Source organism: Pseudomonas sp. UBA6753 (genome assembly GCF_002453565.1).
Classification (GTDB): Bacteria; Pseudomonadota; Gammaproteobacteria; order Pseudomonadales; family Pseudomonadaceae; genus Aquipseudomonas; species Aquipseudomonas putida_Z.
Genome location: NZ_DKHD01000003.1, coordinates 105,369 through 120,461 on the forward strand (window position 1 = coordinate 105,369; position 15,093 = coordinate 120,461).

Genomic DNA, 15,093 nt, shown 5'->3' on the forward strand with positions numbered 1-15,093 from the left:
GGGCATGCCCGCGAATGGCCTCAACCCTCTCTACCTGGCAGCCGCCAACCCCGCCAGCAACAACCGCTGGTAAAGCTCTTCCTTCAGCCCCTGCGGCTGATCCAGTTGCATCCGCGCAAGATGCCTCGCATACCCCTCCGGCCCCGGCGCATCCAGCGCTGCCTTGCCCAGCTCCAGCACCTCGCTCAGCTTGAACTTGCTCTTCAACCAGTTCAGTGCCCGCAGCAAATCCCGCTCTTCAGCCGTAAAGTCCGTGCCCAGCGGATACTCCGGGAACAACCGCGAGTGCCGCGCCCTGATCGCCTCCAGCCGCTGCGGCGTATTGTCGGTAAAGCACGCCTCGAGTTGAAAATCCCTGGCCAGCTTGCCGGCATCCTTTGCCTGCTCGATCAGCCCCTGCTGGAACCGCGAATCACATACCGCCAGCAACCGCGCAATCACCTCGCTGTCGGTCTGCCCACGCAGGTCGGCGATGCCGTACTCGGTCACCACGATATCGCGCAGGTGCCGGGGGATGGTGCAATGACCATAGTTCCAGAACAGGTTCGAGGTCACCTCCCCGCCCGCCTCACGCCAGCTGCGCAGCAGCAGGATCGAACGCCCGCCCTCCAGCGCATGGCCCTGGGCGACGAAGTTGTACTGCCCGCCCACGCCACTGAGTACCCGGCCATCCTCCAGCTGGTCGGCCACCCCGGCGCCGAGCAGGGTCATGCCGAATACGGTATTGATGAAGCGCGCATCACGGCGTTGGCGGCGCTTGAGCTCCTCCTGCCCGTACAGCTCGTTGATGAAGCTGATACGGGTCATGGCAAACCGTGCGCGCTGTTCCAGCGGCATGTCGCGCAAGCGCTGGTAGAACGCCTGGGGGCCGAGGAAGAAACCGCCATGCAGCACTGCCGCCACCTGCTCGTCCGCCGGGCGCCGCAACAGGCCCGCTTCGGCCAGCGCCAGCAAGCCGTTGACGAACATCTCGCTGCAGCCGTACAGGCCTTGGGCGAAGGTATCCAGGCCCCCTTCCCGTTCGATCAGCGCTTGCCACGAGCCGGCACCCAGCGCGTCGAGCACGGCACGATAACCGGCGTTGTCACCCTGGCGCGCCAGCAATGCGGCAGCTACCGCATCGCCCATGGCACCAATGCCGATCTGTAGCGTGCCGCCGTCGCGAACCAGGCTGCTGGCGTGCAGGCCGATGCAGTGGTCCTGGGTGTTGACCGGCATGTTCGGCGTGGAGAACAGGCGGCGTTGCTCGGCTGTATCGATCAGCAGGTCGAACGTATCGATGGGTAGCTCGGCGTCACCCGGCATGTAAGGCAGCTCGGCATGCACCTGGCCGAGCATGAGGATGGTCTCGCCGGCGGCGCGGCGCTTGGCGATCATCGGCAGCAGGTCGAGGGTGATGTCGGGGTTGCAGGCCAGGCTCAGGTGCACCGGCCTCTCGGGGGTGGCGGCCACCAGCTGCGCGATCAGGTTCAGGCCCTTGGCGTTGATGTCGCGTGCGGCGTGGCTGTAGTTGCTGCTGATGTAGCTCTGCTGGGCCGACGCGCTGTGCAGCAGGCTGCCGGGCTGCATGAAGAACTGCTCGACGCGGATGTTCGGCGGCAGGCTGTCGTTGCGCAGGTCGGCGAGGTACGTGAGTTCTTCATGGTCGGCGAAGACGCGCTCGACGAAGGGCTCGAGAAAGCGCCGCTGCAGGCCATCTCCCAGTGGTGGGCGGCCGAGGGACAGGGCCGTGTAGATGGTCAGCTGCCGTTCGGGCAGCTCGCGGATGCGGGCGTAAAGCGCATTGACGAAGGCGTTGGGCTTGCCCAGGCCCAGCGGCAGGCCCATGTGGATGTGGGCTGGCAGGCGCGACAGGACTTGCTCGACGGCCTGGTCGATGGAGCAGAGGTGCATCGGGGCCTCCTGAGACATCCATGGGTTCAGGGGTTGGACATGGGCCTGAAGTATTTGGTTGCCTGTGCCGGCCTCTTCGCGGGCTTGCCCGCTCCCACAGGAACACCGCTGCCGACAGGTCCCGTGACAACCTGTGGGAGCGGGCAAGCCCGCACAGGCACCATAAAAACAAAGCCCGCCATCAATGGCGGGCCTCATGCAATTCAGCTGTTTCTCACAGCCCGGACATTTTCTTGATCGCCCCTTTCAGGTCGTCATCCGAGCAGTCCGCGCAGGTGCCCTTCGGTGGCATGGCGTTGATGCCGGTAATGGCCTTGGCCAGGATGCCGTCCAGGCCGCCCTGGTGGTCGGCGCGTTCCTTCCACGCCGCGGTATCGCCAATCTTCGGTGCGCCGAGCAGGCCGGAGCCATGGCAGGCATTGCAGTGCTTGGCGATGATCTCGTCCGGCGTCTTGGCACCACCGCCACCTGCGGCGGCGGCCACTTCCATGCCTTTGCACTCTTGGCCCTGGACGCACACCTGGCCAACCGGCTCCAGGCGCTTGGCGATGTCATCATTGGTCGCAGCGGTTGCGCTCATTGCCCAGAGGGCGAATACGGCTGCTGGTACGGCCAGCATCTTCTTGATTTGGTTCACGCGAACACCCTCATGGTGGCTAATCACGCTCGCGGCCACGGATTGGCGAGCGTTGAAAAGTATAGCGGGAACCCAGAGGCCGTGAAACGACCCCACACAGGAAAGGGGTATTGCCGAATCAATGCACTGCGCTGGATCAAAAGTTTGAAGGCGTCGCCGCACTGATCAGCCGTGCCGGGCGGTCGAACGGGTTGCGAAAGCGGTGCGGGCGGGTGCTTTCGAAGTAGTAGCTGTCGCCCTCTTCAAGGATGAAGATCTCGTTGCCGACCACCAGCTCCAGGCGGCCTTCGAGCAGGATGCCGGTTTCTTCGCCGTCGTGGGTAAGCATTTCGGCCCCCGTGTCGGCACCCGGTGGATACACCTCGGTGAGAAAGGCGATGGCACGGTTGGGGTGCGACTTGCCGACCAGCTTCATGGTCACCGCACCGTCGGAGATATCGATCAGCTCATGAGCCTTGTAGACGATCTGCGTGGGGCTTTCAGGTTCCAGTTCGACCGAGAAGAACTCGACCATGGACATGGGAATGCCGCTCAGCACCTTGCGCAGCGAGCTGATCGACGGGCTCACGCTGTTCTTCTCGATCATCGAGATGGTGCTGTTGGTCACGCCGGCACGCTTGGCGAGTTCACGCTGGGACAGGCCCTTGAGCTTGCGGATGGCTTGCAGTCGTTCGCCGACGTCCAAAGCTGGAGCCTCCTGAAACGGTGGAAAGGGGGGTGGATGTGAACGATATCATGGCAATGCCGTTCAGTATTTACAACACACCGCCCCTCAACCTGTCCGCTTCAGCGTGTCATTCGCCGACGTAGTCCCGAGGTACCCGCTTCAGGTTGCAGAAAATCTGGTACGGAATGGTACCCGCGTGCGCAGCCACTTCACTGGCCAGCACATGCTTGCCCCACAGTTCGACGGGGCTGCCGACGGTGGCTTCCGGCACATCGGTCAAGTCGATGCTGAGCATGTCCATCGACACCCGGCCGATCAGTTGGGTGCGCTTGCCGGCGACCAGCACCGGGGTACCGTTGGGCGCCTGGCGCGGATAGCCATCGGCATAGCCCATGGCAACCACACCAACGCGGGTTGGCCGTGGGCTGACGAACTTGGCGCCATAACCCACCGGCTCGCCGGCGGGCAGTTCGCGTACGCTGATCACCCGCGATTGCAGGGTCATCACCGGTTGCAGGCGCTCGGCCTCGGCCTGGGCCACTTCGAACGGTGTGGCACCGTACAGCATCAGGCCCGGGCGCACCCAGTCGCTGGGGGCCTGCGGCCAGCCCAGCACACCGGGGGAGTTGCGCAGGCTGCACTCGGCGGCCAGCCCCTGGCGAGCGGCCTCGAACACGGCGATCTGCTGGGCGGTAGCGTCGGCATCCAGTTCGTCGGCGCGAGCGAAGTGGCTCATCAGCACGATGCGCGCGACCTTGCCGCTGGCCAGCAGGCGCTGGTAGGCCTCGTGGTAGTCCTTGGGGTGCAGGCCGACGCGGTGCATGCCGCTGTCGAGCTTGAGCCAGACGTTTAGCGGCTTGTGCAGCTGGGTCTTTTCGATCGCTTCCAGTTGCCACAGCGAGTGCACCACGCACCACAGGTCGTGCTCGGCGATCAGGGCCAGTTCGCTGGCTTCGAAGAAGCCTTCCAGCAGCAGCACCGGGGCCTTGATACCGGCGGCGCGCAGCTCCAGCGCTTCTTCGATGCAGGCCACGGCAAAGCCGTCGGCTTCGGCCTCCAGGGCCAGGGCACAGCGCACGGCGCCGTGGCCGTAGGCGTCGGCCTTGATCACGGCGAGGGCTTTGGCACCGGTCAGTTCACGGGCCAGACGGTAGTTGTGGCGCAGGGCCTGGAGGTCGATCAGGGCGCGGGCGGGACGCATGGCGGCTGCCTTATGGTGGTTCACAGGTTGAAAACGGTGTTGGGTTCTTCGCGGGCTCGCCCGCTCCCACAGGTACTGCACAGTTTTCAACATCTGTGGTGTTCCTGTGGGAGCGGGCGAGCCCGCGAAGAGGCCGGTACAGGCGAACTTACTGCTGGTGAGCCGGCGCAGTCTGCCCGTGCTTGGCCACTTCCGGGCTGTTGCCATAACGGGAAATGTCCAGGCCTTCGGCACTGATCTGCGGCTTCTTGCGCGCAATCAGGTCGGCCAGCAGGCGACCGGAGCCGCACGCCATGGTCCAGCCCAAAGTACCGTGACCGGTGTTCAGGAACAGGTTGCGGAACGCCGTGGCACCGACGATCGGCGTGCCGTCCGGGGTCGCCGGGCGCAGGCCGGTCCAGAAGCTGGCCTGGCTCAGATCACCGCCGCGAGGATAAAGGTCGTTGACGATCATCTCCAGCGTTTCGCGCCGACGCGGGTTCAGCGACAGGTCAAAACCGGCAATTTCAGCCATACCGCCGACGCGGATACGGTTGTCGAAACGGGTAATGGCGACCTTGTAGGTCTCGTCGAGAATGGTCGAGGTCGGGGCCATGTCGGCGTTGGTGATCGGCACGGTCAGCGAGTAGCCCTTCAGCGGGTACACCGGGGCCTTGATGCCCAGCGGCTTGAGCATCTGCGGCGAGTAGCTGCCCAGCGCCAGCACGTAACGGTCGGCGGTTTCCAGCTTGCCGTCGATCCATACGCCATTGATGCGGTCACCCGCGAAGTCCAGGCGCTGGATGTCCTGGCCGAAGCGGAACTCCACGCCCAGCTTCACGGCCATTTCGGCAAGCTTGGTGGTGAACAGCTGGCAGTCGCCAGTCTGGTCGTTTGGCAGGCGCAGGGCGCCGGCCAGGATGTCCTTGACGCCAGCCAGGGCCGGTTCGACGCGGGCAATGCCGTCGCGGTCGAGCAACTCGTAAGGCACACCGGACTGCTCCAGCACGGCAATGTCCTTGGCCGCGGCATCCACCTGGGCCTGGGTACGGAACAGCTGGGTGGTGCCCAGGCTGCGGTTTTCGTAGGCGATGCCGGTTTCGGCGCGCAATTCGTCGAGGCAGTCACGGCTGTACTCGGACAGGCGCACCATGCGCTCCTTGTTCACCGCGTAACGGCTGGCGGTGCAGTTGCGCAGCATCTGTGCCATCCACAGGTACTGGTCGACGTCGCCGGTGAGCTTGATGGCCAGGGGCGCGTGGCGCTCCAGCAGCCATTTGATGGCCTTCAGCGGCACGCCTGGGGCGGCCCAGGGCGAGGCATAGCCGGGCGAGATCTGGCCTGCGTTGGCAAAGCTGGTTTCCATGGCCACCGCCGGCTGGCGATCGACCACCGTTACTTCGAAACCTTGCCGGGCCAGATAGTAGGCACTGGCGGTTCCGATCACACCGCTACCAAGTACCAGAACTCGCATCGTTTTATCCCTCGCACGCGGCGCGCCGCAGACTTTTATTGAAATGGCATGAATGCGCGCAGTATAGGAATTTGAAGGCAGTGCAATTCACTATATAAAAGCCTATTATTGGCGAGAATTCTCGGCAAAATCGCCTTTCACGGAGGGGCATCCCCTATGAGAACCCAGCACCAGAGCAAGCGTGAACTGGACAAGATCGACCGTAACATCCTGCGTATCCTGCAGAATGACGGGCGTATTTCCTTCACCGAACTGGGCGAGAAAGTTGGGCTTTCCACCACCCCTTGCACCGAGCGGGTCCGCCGCCTGGAGCGCGAGGGCATCATCATGGGCTACAACGCCCGCCTGAACCCGCAGCACCTCAAGGGCAGCCTGCTGGTGTTCGTGGAAATCAGCCTGGACTACAAATCGGGCGACACCTTCGAGGAGTTCCGCCGCGCGGTGCTGAAACTGCCCCACGTACTGGAATGCCACCTGGTTTCAGGCGACTTCGACTACCTGGTGAAGGCGCGTATTTCCGAGATGGCCTCGTACCGCAAGCTGCTCGGCGACATCCTGTTGAAGCTGCCGCACGTGCGCGAATCGAAGAGCTACATCGTGATGGAAGAGGTGAAGGAGAGCCTTTGCCTGCCGATCCCGGACTGAAGTCAGACCAGCACCTGGCGGGTGGTGGCAATGAACTGGTGGACCAACTGCTCGGCAGCGGGCTCGATCATCTGTTCAGGGCCACGGCCACGCGGGCAGGCCAGGCGCGGGGTGGTGCCGAACAGGCGGCAGATCATCGGGCGCTCTTCATACACCGTGCAGCCGTTGGGGCCCAGGTGCACACAGTCCAGGCGCTCCAGGGCGGCGTCCTGCTCGGCTTGGGACTTGCGCGGCAGGCGGGCCATTTCTTCCGCCGAAGTGGTGACCGGGCCGCAGCAGTCGTGGCAGCCGGGCTCGCACTCGAAGGAAGGAATGAGTTCGCGCAGGAAGTGGATCTTGTGGCGGTTGCAGGACATGGCTGGGTTCAAAACTAGGAAATTGGCCAGATTATAGGCCCATTCGCGGGCTTGCCCGCTCCCACAGGTAACCCACCCATCTCAAAATTGTGGAGCACCTGTGGGAGCGGGCAAGCCCGCGAACGAGGGCGCAGCCCTCGCCTTGTTGCCCACCACCCTACCCCGGCTTATCCTCCTCCCCCTCAGCCCACCAGCCTCAGGACCTGCCCAATGATCCACAGCGCGCAGCACGCCGCCTCCTACTACGCCGCCAGCAGCGCGCCACACCCCGACCACTCCTTCCTGCAAGGCGAGCACAGCGCCGACGTGTGCATCGTCGGCGGCGGCTACTCGGGCCTGAACACCGCCATCGAACTGGCCGAACGCGGCTTCTCGGTCATCCTGCTGGAAGCGCGCAAGCTCGGTTGGGGCGCCAGCGGGCGCAATGGTGGGCAACTGATCCGTGGCGTCGGCCACGGCCTGGAACAATTCCTCCCGGTCATCGGTGAGGAAGGCGTGCTCAGCCTGAAACTGATGGGCCTGGAAGCGGTGCAGATCGTCCGCGAGCGCGTCGAAAGGCATGCCATCGCCTGCGACCTGACCTGGGGTTACTGCGACCTGGCCAACAAACCCGCCGAGCTGCTGGGCTTTGCGGAGGATGCTGAAGAACTGCGCAGCCTTGGCTACGCACATGAACTGCGCCTGGTCGGCAAGGACGATATCCACAGCGTGGTCGGTGCCGACTGCTATGTCGGCGGGCTGGTCGACATGGGCTCCGGGCACCTGCACCCGCTCAACCTGGCCCTGGGTGAGGCTGCAGTGGCCAGCCGCCTGGGCGTGAAGCTGTTCGAGCAGTCCGAGGTCACACGCATCGACTACGGCCCGGAAGTACAGGTACACACCGCCCAGGGCCGGGTACGCGCCAAAACCCTGGTGCTGTGCTGCAACGCCTACCACAACGACCTCAACCGCGAACTGGGCGGCAAGGTGCTGCCAGCCGGCAGCTACATCATCGCCACCGAGCCGCTGGGCGAGGAACGTGCCCGTTCGCTGCTGCCGCAGAACATGGCGGTGTGTGACCAGCGGGTGGCGCTGGACTATTACCGCCTGTCCGCCGACCAGCGCCTGTTGTTCGGCGGTGCCTGCCACTATTCAGGCCGCGACCCGAAGGACATCGCCGCCTACATGCGGCCAAAGATGCTCAAGGTTTTCCCGCAGCTGGCCGACGTGCGCATCGACTACCAGTGGGGCGGCATGATCGGCATCGGCGCCAACCGTCTGCCACAGGTTGGCCGCCTGGCCAGCCAGCCGAACGTGTATTACGCCCAGGCCTACTCCGGCCATGGGCTCAACGCCACCCACCTGGCTGCACGCCTGCTCGGCGAGGCCATCAGCGGCCAGGAAAGCGGGCGTTTCGACCTGTTTGCCAAGGTGCCACACATCACCTTCCCCGGCGGCAAGCACCTGCGCTCGCCGCTGCTGGCGTTGGGGATGCTGTGGCATCGCCTGAAAGAGCTGATCTGAGCCACCGCACCTGCCCTGTGGGAGCGGGCATGCCCGCGAACACCGGCGAAGCCGGTGCCAGCCACCGCGTCGCCTGTTTCGCGGCGGTTCGACGCCTCGACACGCCCGCTCCCACAGGGACTGTACAGGCTTCAAAAACCGGTATGAGCTTCAGTCCTTCCAGAAGGGCTTACGCCCCTCGGTCCGGGCCTGCTCCCAGCTCAGCCCGACATCGCGCAACTCGTCATCGGTCAACTGCAGCAGCGCCCTGCGGGTGTGCCAGCGATGCAGCATCAGCCCCCAACGCCCCAACCCTTCCGGCGCGCTGAACACCTTGGCTTGCTGCCCGGCCTCCAGTTCCTTGGCCAACAGTTGCAAGCGCACATCGCTCATGCCACCCATCACCGCATCCTCTCGTTCAGTTGATACCGTGGAGAAAGCATGCGCGTCGACAGCACCGGCAATACAGATCCAATACAGCCTTATTATTCCCATACAGAATTGGCCGCAGGCCGACTGAATGCTGTATTTTCAGCGCAACTGTACCGGTCACCACGCTATTGCAGCGAAGGAGTATGCCGTGACCCTTTACCTGAACCTCGCCGAGCTGCTCGGTGCGCGCATTGAACAGGGCCTCTACCGCCCCGGCCAGCGCCTGCCGTCAGTGCGCGCCCTGAGTGTGGAGCACGGGGTCAGCCTGAGCACCGTGCAGCAGGCCTACCGCATGCTGGAAGACAGCGGCATGGTTTCGCCCCGGCCCAAGTCTGGCTACTTCGTCAACGACCACCGCCACCTGCCAGCCCTGCCCGCCGTCAGCCGCCCGGCCCAGCGCCCGGTAGACATCTCGCAATGGGAGCAGGTGCTGGAACTGGTGCGCAGCACCCCACGCCAAGGCGTGATCCAGCTCGGCCGCGGCATGCCCGACATCGACAGCCCAACCCTCAAGCCACTGCTGCGCAGCCTCGCCCAGCTGAGCCGGCGGCAGGACATGCCCGGCCTCTACTACGACAACATCCACGGCAACCTGGCCCTGCGCGAACAGGTGGCCCGGCTGACGCTCGACTCCGGCTGCCGCCTGGGCCCGGGCGACCTGGTGATAACCACCGGCTGCCATGAGGCGCTGTCATGCAGCATTCGCGCGGTGTGCGAGCCGGGCGATATCGTCGCGGTCGACTCCCCAAGCTTCCACGGCGCCATGCAGACCCTCAAGGGCCTGGGCATGAAAGCCCTGGAAATCCCCACCGACCCGGTCACTGGTATCAGTCTGGAGGCGCTGGAGCTGGCCCTGGAGCAGTGGCCGATCAAGCTCATCCAGATCACCCCCAGCTGCAACAACCCGCTCGGCTACATCATGCCCGAGGCCCGCAAGAAAGCCCTGCTGAGCCTGGCACAGCGCTACGACGTGGCGATCCTCGAAGATGATGTGTACGGCGACCTGGCCTACACCTACCCGCGCCCACGCACCCTCAAGTCGTTTGACGACGACGGCCGCGTGCTGCTTTGCAGTTCGTTCTCCAAGACCCTCGCCCCCGGCCTGCGGATAGGCTGGGTGGCACCCGGTCGTTACCTGGAGCGGGTGCTGCACATGAAGTACATCAGCACCGGCAGCACGGCCAGCCAGCCGCAGTTGGCCATTGCCGACTTCATCGCCGGCGGGCACTACCAACCCCACGTGCGGCGCATGCGCAGCCAGTACCAGCGTGGCCGCGACCTGATGAGCGACTGGGTAACCCGCTACTTCCCGGCGGGCACCCGGGTCAGCCGGCCGCAAGGTGGCTTCATGCTGTGGGTGGAATTACCCGAACATTTCGATACGCTGCGCCTGAACCGGTCTTTACTGGAGCAGGACGTACAGGTTGCCGTGGGCAGCATCTTCTCGGCCTCGGGCAAGTTCCGCCACTGCCTGCGCATGAACTTCGCCGCGCGGCCGACGCCGCAGATCGAAGCCGCCGTGCGCAAGGTTGGTGAAACCGCCCTTCGTCTACTGGATGAAGAAAGCGCCGGCGCGTAACTTTGCGCCGCCCGCCACGGTCCAACCTATCAAGCCTTTGCTGCACAGGACGATCCACCCTTGAGACTCCAGCGAGCCCTGCCTCTGCTGCTGGTGCTACTGCTCGGCCTTGCCGGCTGCGCCAGCGTCGGCACGCCCCGCGAAACCAGCCAGGCGTTACCCGCCAACGACTCGGCCTTCGGCCGCTCGGTTCTGCGCCAGGCCGCGCCGTACGACGGCCGCTCGGGCTTTCGCCTGCTGCCCAACAGCAACGAGGCGTTCCGCGCCCGTGCCGAACTGATCCGCAACGCCCAGGCGAGCATCGACCTGCAGTACTACATCGTCCACGATGGCCTCAGCACCCGCGCCCTGGTGCATGAACTGCTGCGCGCCGCCGACCGTGGCGTGCGCGTGCGCATCCTGCTCGACGACACTACCATTGACGGCCTGGACGTCATCATGGGCACCCTCGATGCCCACCCGAACATTCAGATACGCGTGTTCAACCCGCTGCACCTGGGCCGCAGCACCGGCGTGACGCGCGCAGTGGGCCGCCTGTTCAACCTGTCGCGCCAGCACCGACGCATGCACAACAAGCTGTTCCTGGTGGACAACAGCATGGCCATCGTCGGCGGGCGCAACCTGGGCGATGAGTATTTCGATGCCGAACCCAACCTCAACTTCACCGACATCGACTTGCTGGGCGTCGGCCCGGTGGCCGAACAGCTCGGCCACAGCTTCGACCAGTACTGGAACAGCGCCCTGAGCCGGCCGATTACCGACTTTCTCTGGCGCGACCCGGATGCCAGCGACCTGCGCGCCAGCCGCCACCGCCTGGAAATTTCACTCGCCGAAGCCAGGACCCAGCGCAAAGCCCTGTATGACCGCTTGATGGCCTACCAGTCGCAGCCGCGCCTGGATGTGTGGCGCAACGAGCTTATCTGGGCCCATGCCCAGGCGCTATGGGATGCGCCGAGCAAGGTGCTGGCCGATGACGAACCGGACCCGCAACTGCTGCTGACCCAGCAACTGGCCCCTGACTTGAGCAAGGTGCAACACGAGCTGATCTTGGTATCGGCGTACTTCGTACCCGGCGAGTCCGGCCTGCTGTACCTGACCCACAGCGCCGACGCGGGTATTTCGGTCAAACTGCTGACCAACTCGCTGGAAGCCACCGACGTGCCGGCAGTGCATGGCGGCTATGCGCCGTATCGGCGGGCGCTGCTGGAGCATGGCGTGCAGCTGTACGAGCTGCGCCGCCAACCCGGCGACCCCAGCGCCCGGCACAGCTTGAGCTTCCATGGCAGTTCGGACTCGAGCCTGCACAGCAAGGCGATCGTGTTCGACCGGCGCAAGACCTTCATCGGCTCGTTCAATTTCGACCCGCGTTCGGTGTTGTGGAATACCGAGGTCGGGGTACTGGTGGACAGCCCGGAGCTGGCCGAGTACACCCGCGCGCTAGCGGTACAGGGCATGGCCCCGGCCTTGAGCTATCAGCCGACGCTGGTGGGTAACCAGATGGTGTGGGTGACCGAGGAAAATGGCAGGCGGCGCATGCTTACATCCGAACCGGGCGGGATGTGGCGGCGGTTCAATGCCTGGATCAGCAAGGCGGTAGGGCTGGAGAAGATGTTGTAGCTGATGGCCTCATCGCCGGCAAGCCAGCTCCCACAGGCACCGCACAGCATTCAAGGCCTATGGAGAACCTGTGGGAGCTGGCTTGCCGGCGATGGGCCGCAAAGCGGCCCCAAAGAACCATCAGGCAGAGGCAGGCTCGAAGGCCCCGCGCCGCCGGGTCAACACCACCAACCCCGCAGCCCCCGCCGCCATCAGCAACGGCAACGCATGCCCGCTGATCCACTGGCTGCCTGCCCCGGCCAGCAGCGGCCCAAGCAGGCAGCCAATACCCCACAGCTGCGCCACATGGGCGTTGGCCCGTACCAGCGCATCATCCCGGTAGCGCTCACCAATCAGCACCAGCGACAAGGTGAACAAGCCCCCCGCACTGGCCCCGAACAGCACCCACAGCGGCCAGATCGCCGGTGTATGCAGCAGCAACGGAATCGCCAGGCTGGATACCAGCAGGGTCACCGCACAGCCGGTGAACAGGGCGCGCCGCGACATATGGTCGGCCAGCGCACCGATGGGCAGTTGCAGCACCGCATCGCCCACCACCACGGTACTGACCATGAACAGGGCGATTTCGGTGCTGAAGCCCTGTTGCAGGCAATACACCGGCAACAAGGTCAGGATCATTGCTTCGAACGAGGCAAACAGGGCAATGGCCCAGGCGATCACCGGCAAGCGCCGGCAGAAGGCAAACAGATCGCCGAAGGTGACGCTGCAGGCCTCTGTGCTGGGTGCCCCGCCACGGCCCAGAAGAATCAGCGGCGCCACCAGCAGCAGGCCGGTGGCGGCCAAGAAGCCGAAGTCGTCATCCGAGCCGAGAAAGCCCAGCACCAGCGGCCCGGCCAGCTGGCTGAGGGCATAGCTGCTGCCATACAGCGCCACCAGGCGGCCGCGCCATTGCTCGACCACCAGCTGGTTGATCCAGCTTTCGCCGAGTATGAACACCACGGTCAGCGACATACCGATCAGCAATCGCAACAGCAGCCACAGCGGGTAGCTGGGCAGCAGTGCGACCAGGCCAATCGACAGCGCCCCGCCCCACAGGCACAGGCGCATGGCCGAGGGCACGCCGACCCAGCCGGCCAGGCGGCTGGCCAGGCTGGCACCTACCAGCACGCCCAGCGCCGGCATCGCGGCCATCACGCCGATGGCGAAGCTGCCGTAGCCCCAGGCCTCCAGGCGCAGGGATACCAGCGGCATGCTCACGCCGAGTGCCAGCCCGACGCTTAGCACCGATGCCAGTACGGCGAAGTAGGTACCCCAACGCATTGCAGCCTCCCAGGCAGAATTCTTGAACAGCAAAAACGACGAAGCCGGGGCAGCGTGAGCCGACCCGGCTATTTTTGGGGCTGCTGTGCAGCCCATCGCCGGCAAGCCAGCTCCCACAGGTACGGCACTGGCCTCAAGGGCTGCGAGTAACTTGTGGGAGCTGGCTTGCCGGCGATTGGGCCGCAACGCGGCCCCCTGGGATTACAACTTGATCCAGGTCGCCTTCAGCTCGGTGTACTTCTCCAGCGCATGCAGCGACTTGTCACGGCCGTTGCCCGACTGCTTGAAGCCACCGAACGGCGCGGTCATGTCGCCGCCGTCGTACTGGTTGACCCAGACGCTGCCAGCGCGCACGGCACGGGCGGTCTTGTGGGCCTTGGAGATGTCCGAGGTCCAGATGCCAGCGGCCAGGCCATACGGCGTGTCGTTGGCAATGGCGACGGCTTCTTCGGCGGTATCGAAGGCGATCACCGACAGCACCGGGCCGAAGATTTCTTCCTGGGCGATCTTCATGGCGTTGGTCACGCCGTCGAAGATGGTCGGCTCGACATAGGTGCCACCGGTTTCTTCCAGGGTGCGCTTGCCGCCGGCCAGCAGCTTGGCGCCGTCCTTGTGGCCAGCCTCGATGTACGACAGCACGGTGTTCATCTGCTGGGTGTCGACCAGGGCACCGACAGTGGTCTGTGGGTCCAGCGGGTTGCCTGGCTTCCAGCCTTTCAGGGCCTCGACCACCATCGGCAGGAACTTGTCCTTGATCGAACGCTCGACCAGCAGGCGCGAGCCGGCGGTGCACACTTCGCCCTGGTTGAAGGCGATGGCGCTGGCGGCAGCTTCGGCGGCAGCTTGCAGGTCCGGAGCGTCAGCGAAGACGATGTTCGGGCTCTTGCCACCGGCTTCCAGCCAGATGCGCTTCATGTTCGATTCGCCCGCGTAAACCATCAGCTGCTTGGCGATCTTGGTCGAACCGGTGAATACCAGGGTGTCGACGTCCATGTGCAGGGCCAGGGCCTTGCCCACGGTGTGGCCGTAGCCTGGCAGCACGTTCAGCACGCCAGCCGGGATACCGGCTTCGATGGCCAACTGGGCAATACGAATGGCAGTCAGCGGCGATTTTTCGGACGGCTTGAGCACTACCGAGTTACCGGTGGCCAGGGCCGGGCCGAGCTTCCAGCAAGCCATCAGCAGCGGGAAGTTCCACGGTACGATGGCACCGACCACACCCACCGCTTCGCGGGTGACCAGGCCGAGCTGGTCATGCGGGGTCGGGGCGACTTCGTCGTAGACCTTGTCGATGGCTTCGGCAGTCCAGTGAATGGCATTGGCCGCGCCAGGTACGTCGATGCTGGAGGAGTCGCCGATCGGCTTGCCCATGTCCAGGGTTTCCAGCAGCGCCAGCTCTTCGACGTTCTTGCGCAGCAGGTCGGCGAAGCGGATCAGCTTGGCCTTGCGCTTGGCCGGGGCCAGCTGCGACCACACGCCGGAGTTGAAGGTGGCACGGGCGTTTTCCACAGCGCGGTTGGCATCGGCCAGGTCGCAGCTGGCAACCTTGGCCAGGAAGCGTCCGTCGACCGGGCTCAGGCACTCGAAGGTTTCACCGGATGCGGCATCGGTGTATTCGCCGTTGATGAAGGCACGGCCTTCGATCTTCAGTTGCTGGGCACGTTGTTCCCAGTCCGCACGAGTCAGGGTGGTCATACGAAACTCCTCCTCTTGTATAGGTGCAACGCCGCACTGAGGACTCACAGGCGTTGTCAGAATTCTGCCCAAGCGTCGAGGGCATTTTAGCTACCGACACCCTAAACCAGCCCGTGTAAACTATCAATATATTTGACACGAATGGCTCAAAAGCCTACTCATGTGCATTTTATTAA

General features: G+C 64.6%; 13 protein-coding genes. 4 read left to right on the plus strand and 9 right to left on the minus strand.

What is annotated here, in order from left to right:
- Positions 1–30 precede the first annotated feature (30 nt).
- From B2790_RS02205 to dadA, 5 genes are all read right to left on the minus strand, one after another.
- Positions 31–1,893 (minus strand): acetyl-CoA hydrolase/transferase C-terminal domain-containing protein, encoded by a 1,863-nt coding sequence (locus tag B2790_RS02205; protein WP_286918157.1) that lies wholly within the window; start codon positions 1,891–1,893, stop codon positions 31–33.
- A gap of 214 nt (positions 1,894–2,107) precedes the next feature.
- On the minus strand, positions 2,108–2,512 hold the full coding sequence (locus B2790_RS02210) for a c-type cytochrome (RefSeq protein WP_038408395.1): 405 nt from the start codon (positions 2,510–2,512) through the stop codon (positions 2,108–2,110).
- 154 nt (positions 2,513–2,666) lie between these two features.
- Entirely contained in the window at positions 2,667–3,215 is a 549-nt protein-coding gene (locus B2790_RS02215) for a cupin domain-containing protein (protein ID WP_013974777.1), read from the minus strand.
- A gap of 109 nt (positions 3,216–3,324) precedes the next feature.
- Positions 3,325–4,398, minus strand: a complete 1,074-nt coding sequence (alr, locus tag B2790_RS02220; RefSeq protein ID WP_286918158.1) for an alanine racemase — start codon at positions 4,396–4,398, stop codon at positions 3,325–3,327.
- Between the two features lie 148 nt (positions 4,399–4,546).
- A complete protein-coding gene (gene dadA / locus B2790_RS02225) occupies positions 4,547–5,851 on the minus strand; it encodes a D-amino acid dehydrogenase (RefSeq protein ID WP_013974779.1) in 1,305 nt (434 codons plus the stop codon).
- A gap of 156 nt (positions 5,852–6,007) precedes the next feature.
- On the opposite strand from dadA, the gene dadR reads away from it, so the two are divergent.
- Entirely contained in the window at positions 6,008–6,496 is a 489-nt protein-coding gene (gene dadR, locus B2790_RS02230) for a transcriptional regulator DadR (RefSeq protein WP_003258963.1), read from the plus strand.
- 2 nt (positions 6,497–6,498) lie between these two features.
- On the opposite strand, the gene B2790_RS02235 is transcribed toward dadR, so the two are convergent.
- The gene (locus B2790_RS02235; RefSeq protein WP_013974780.1) at positions 6,499–6,852 is read right to left on the minus strand and encodes a YkgJ family cysteine cluster protein; all 354 of its coding nucleotides are present in this window, start codon (positions 6,850–6,852) and stop codon (positions 6,499–6,501) included.
- Positions 6,853–7,062: 210 nt separating this feature from the next.
- On the opposite strand from B2790_RS02235, the gene B2790_RS02240 reads away from it, so the two are divergent.
- Complete coding sequence (locus B2790_RS02240) at positions 7,063–8,355, plus strand: NAD(P)/FAD-dependent oxidoreductase (protein ID WP_286918159.1); 1,293 nt, start codon at positions 7,063–7,065, stop codon at positions 8,353–8,355.
- 150 nt (positions 8,356–8,505) lie between these two features.
- On the opposite strand, the gene B2790_RS02245 is transcribed toward B2790_RS02240, so the two are convergent.
- Positions 8,506–8,736, minus strand: a complete 231-nt coding sequence (locus tag B2790_RS02245) for a DUF1127 domain-containing protein (RefSeq protein WP_286918160.1) — start codon at positions 8,734–8,736, stop codon at positions 8,506–8,508.
- 178 nt (positions 8,737–8,914) lie between these two features.
- Between B2790_RS02245 and B2790_RS02250 the strand changes: the two genes are divergently transcribed.
- Both B2790_RS02250 and B2790_RS02255 read left to right on the plus strand, forming a co-directional pair.
- Complete coding sequence (locus B2790_RS02250) at positions 8,915–10,345, plus strand: PLP-dependent aminotransferase family protein (protein ID WP_286918161.1); 1,431 nt, start codon at positions 8,915–8,917, stop codon at positions 10,343–10,345.
- 60 nt (positions 10,346–10,405) lie between these two features.
- Positions 10,406–11,962, plus strand: a complete 1,557-nt coding sequence (locus B2790_RS02255; RefSeq protein ID WP_286918162.1) for a phospholipase D family protein — start codon at positions 10,406–10,408, stop codon at positions 11,960–11,962.
- Between the two features lie 120 nt (positions 11,963–12,082).
- On the opposite strand, the gene B2790_RS02260 is transcribed toward B2790_RS02255, so the two are convergent.
- Together B2790_RS02260 and B2790_RS02265 are read right to left on the minus strand one after the other, a co-directional pair.
- Positions 12,083–13,222, minus strand: a complete 1,140-nt coding sequence (locus B2790_RS02260) for an MFS transporter (RefSeq protein ID WP_286918163.1) — start codon at positions 13,220–13,222, stop codon at positions 12,083–12,085.
- Between the two features lie 201 nt (positions 13,223–13,423).
- Positions 13,424–14,917: an aldehyde dehydrogenase gene (locus tag B2790_RS02265; RefSeq protein WP_013974786.1), complete on the minus strand. Its 1,494-nt coding sequence runs from the start codon at positions 14,915–14,917 to the stop codon at positions 13,424–13,426.
- Between the last annotated feature and the right edge of the window lie 176 nt (positions 14,918–15,093).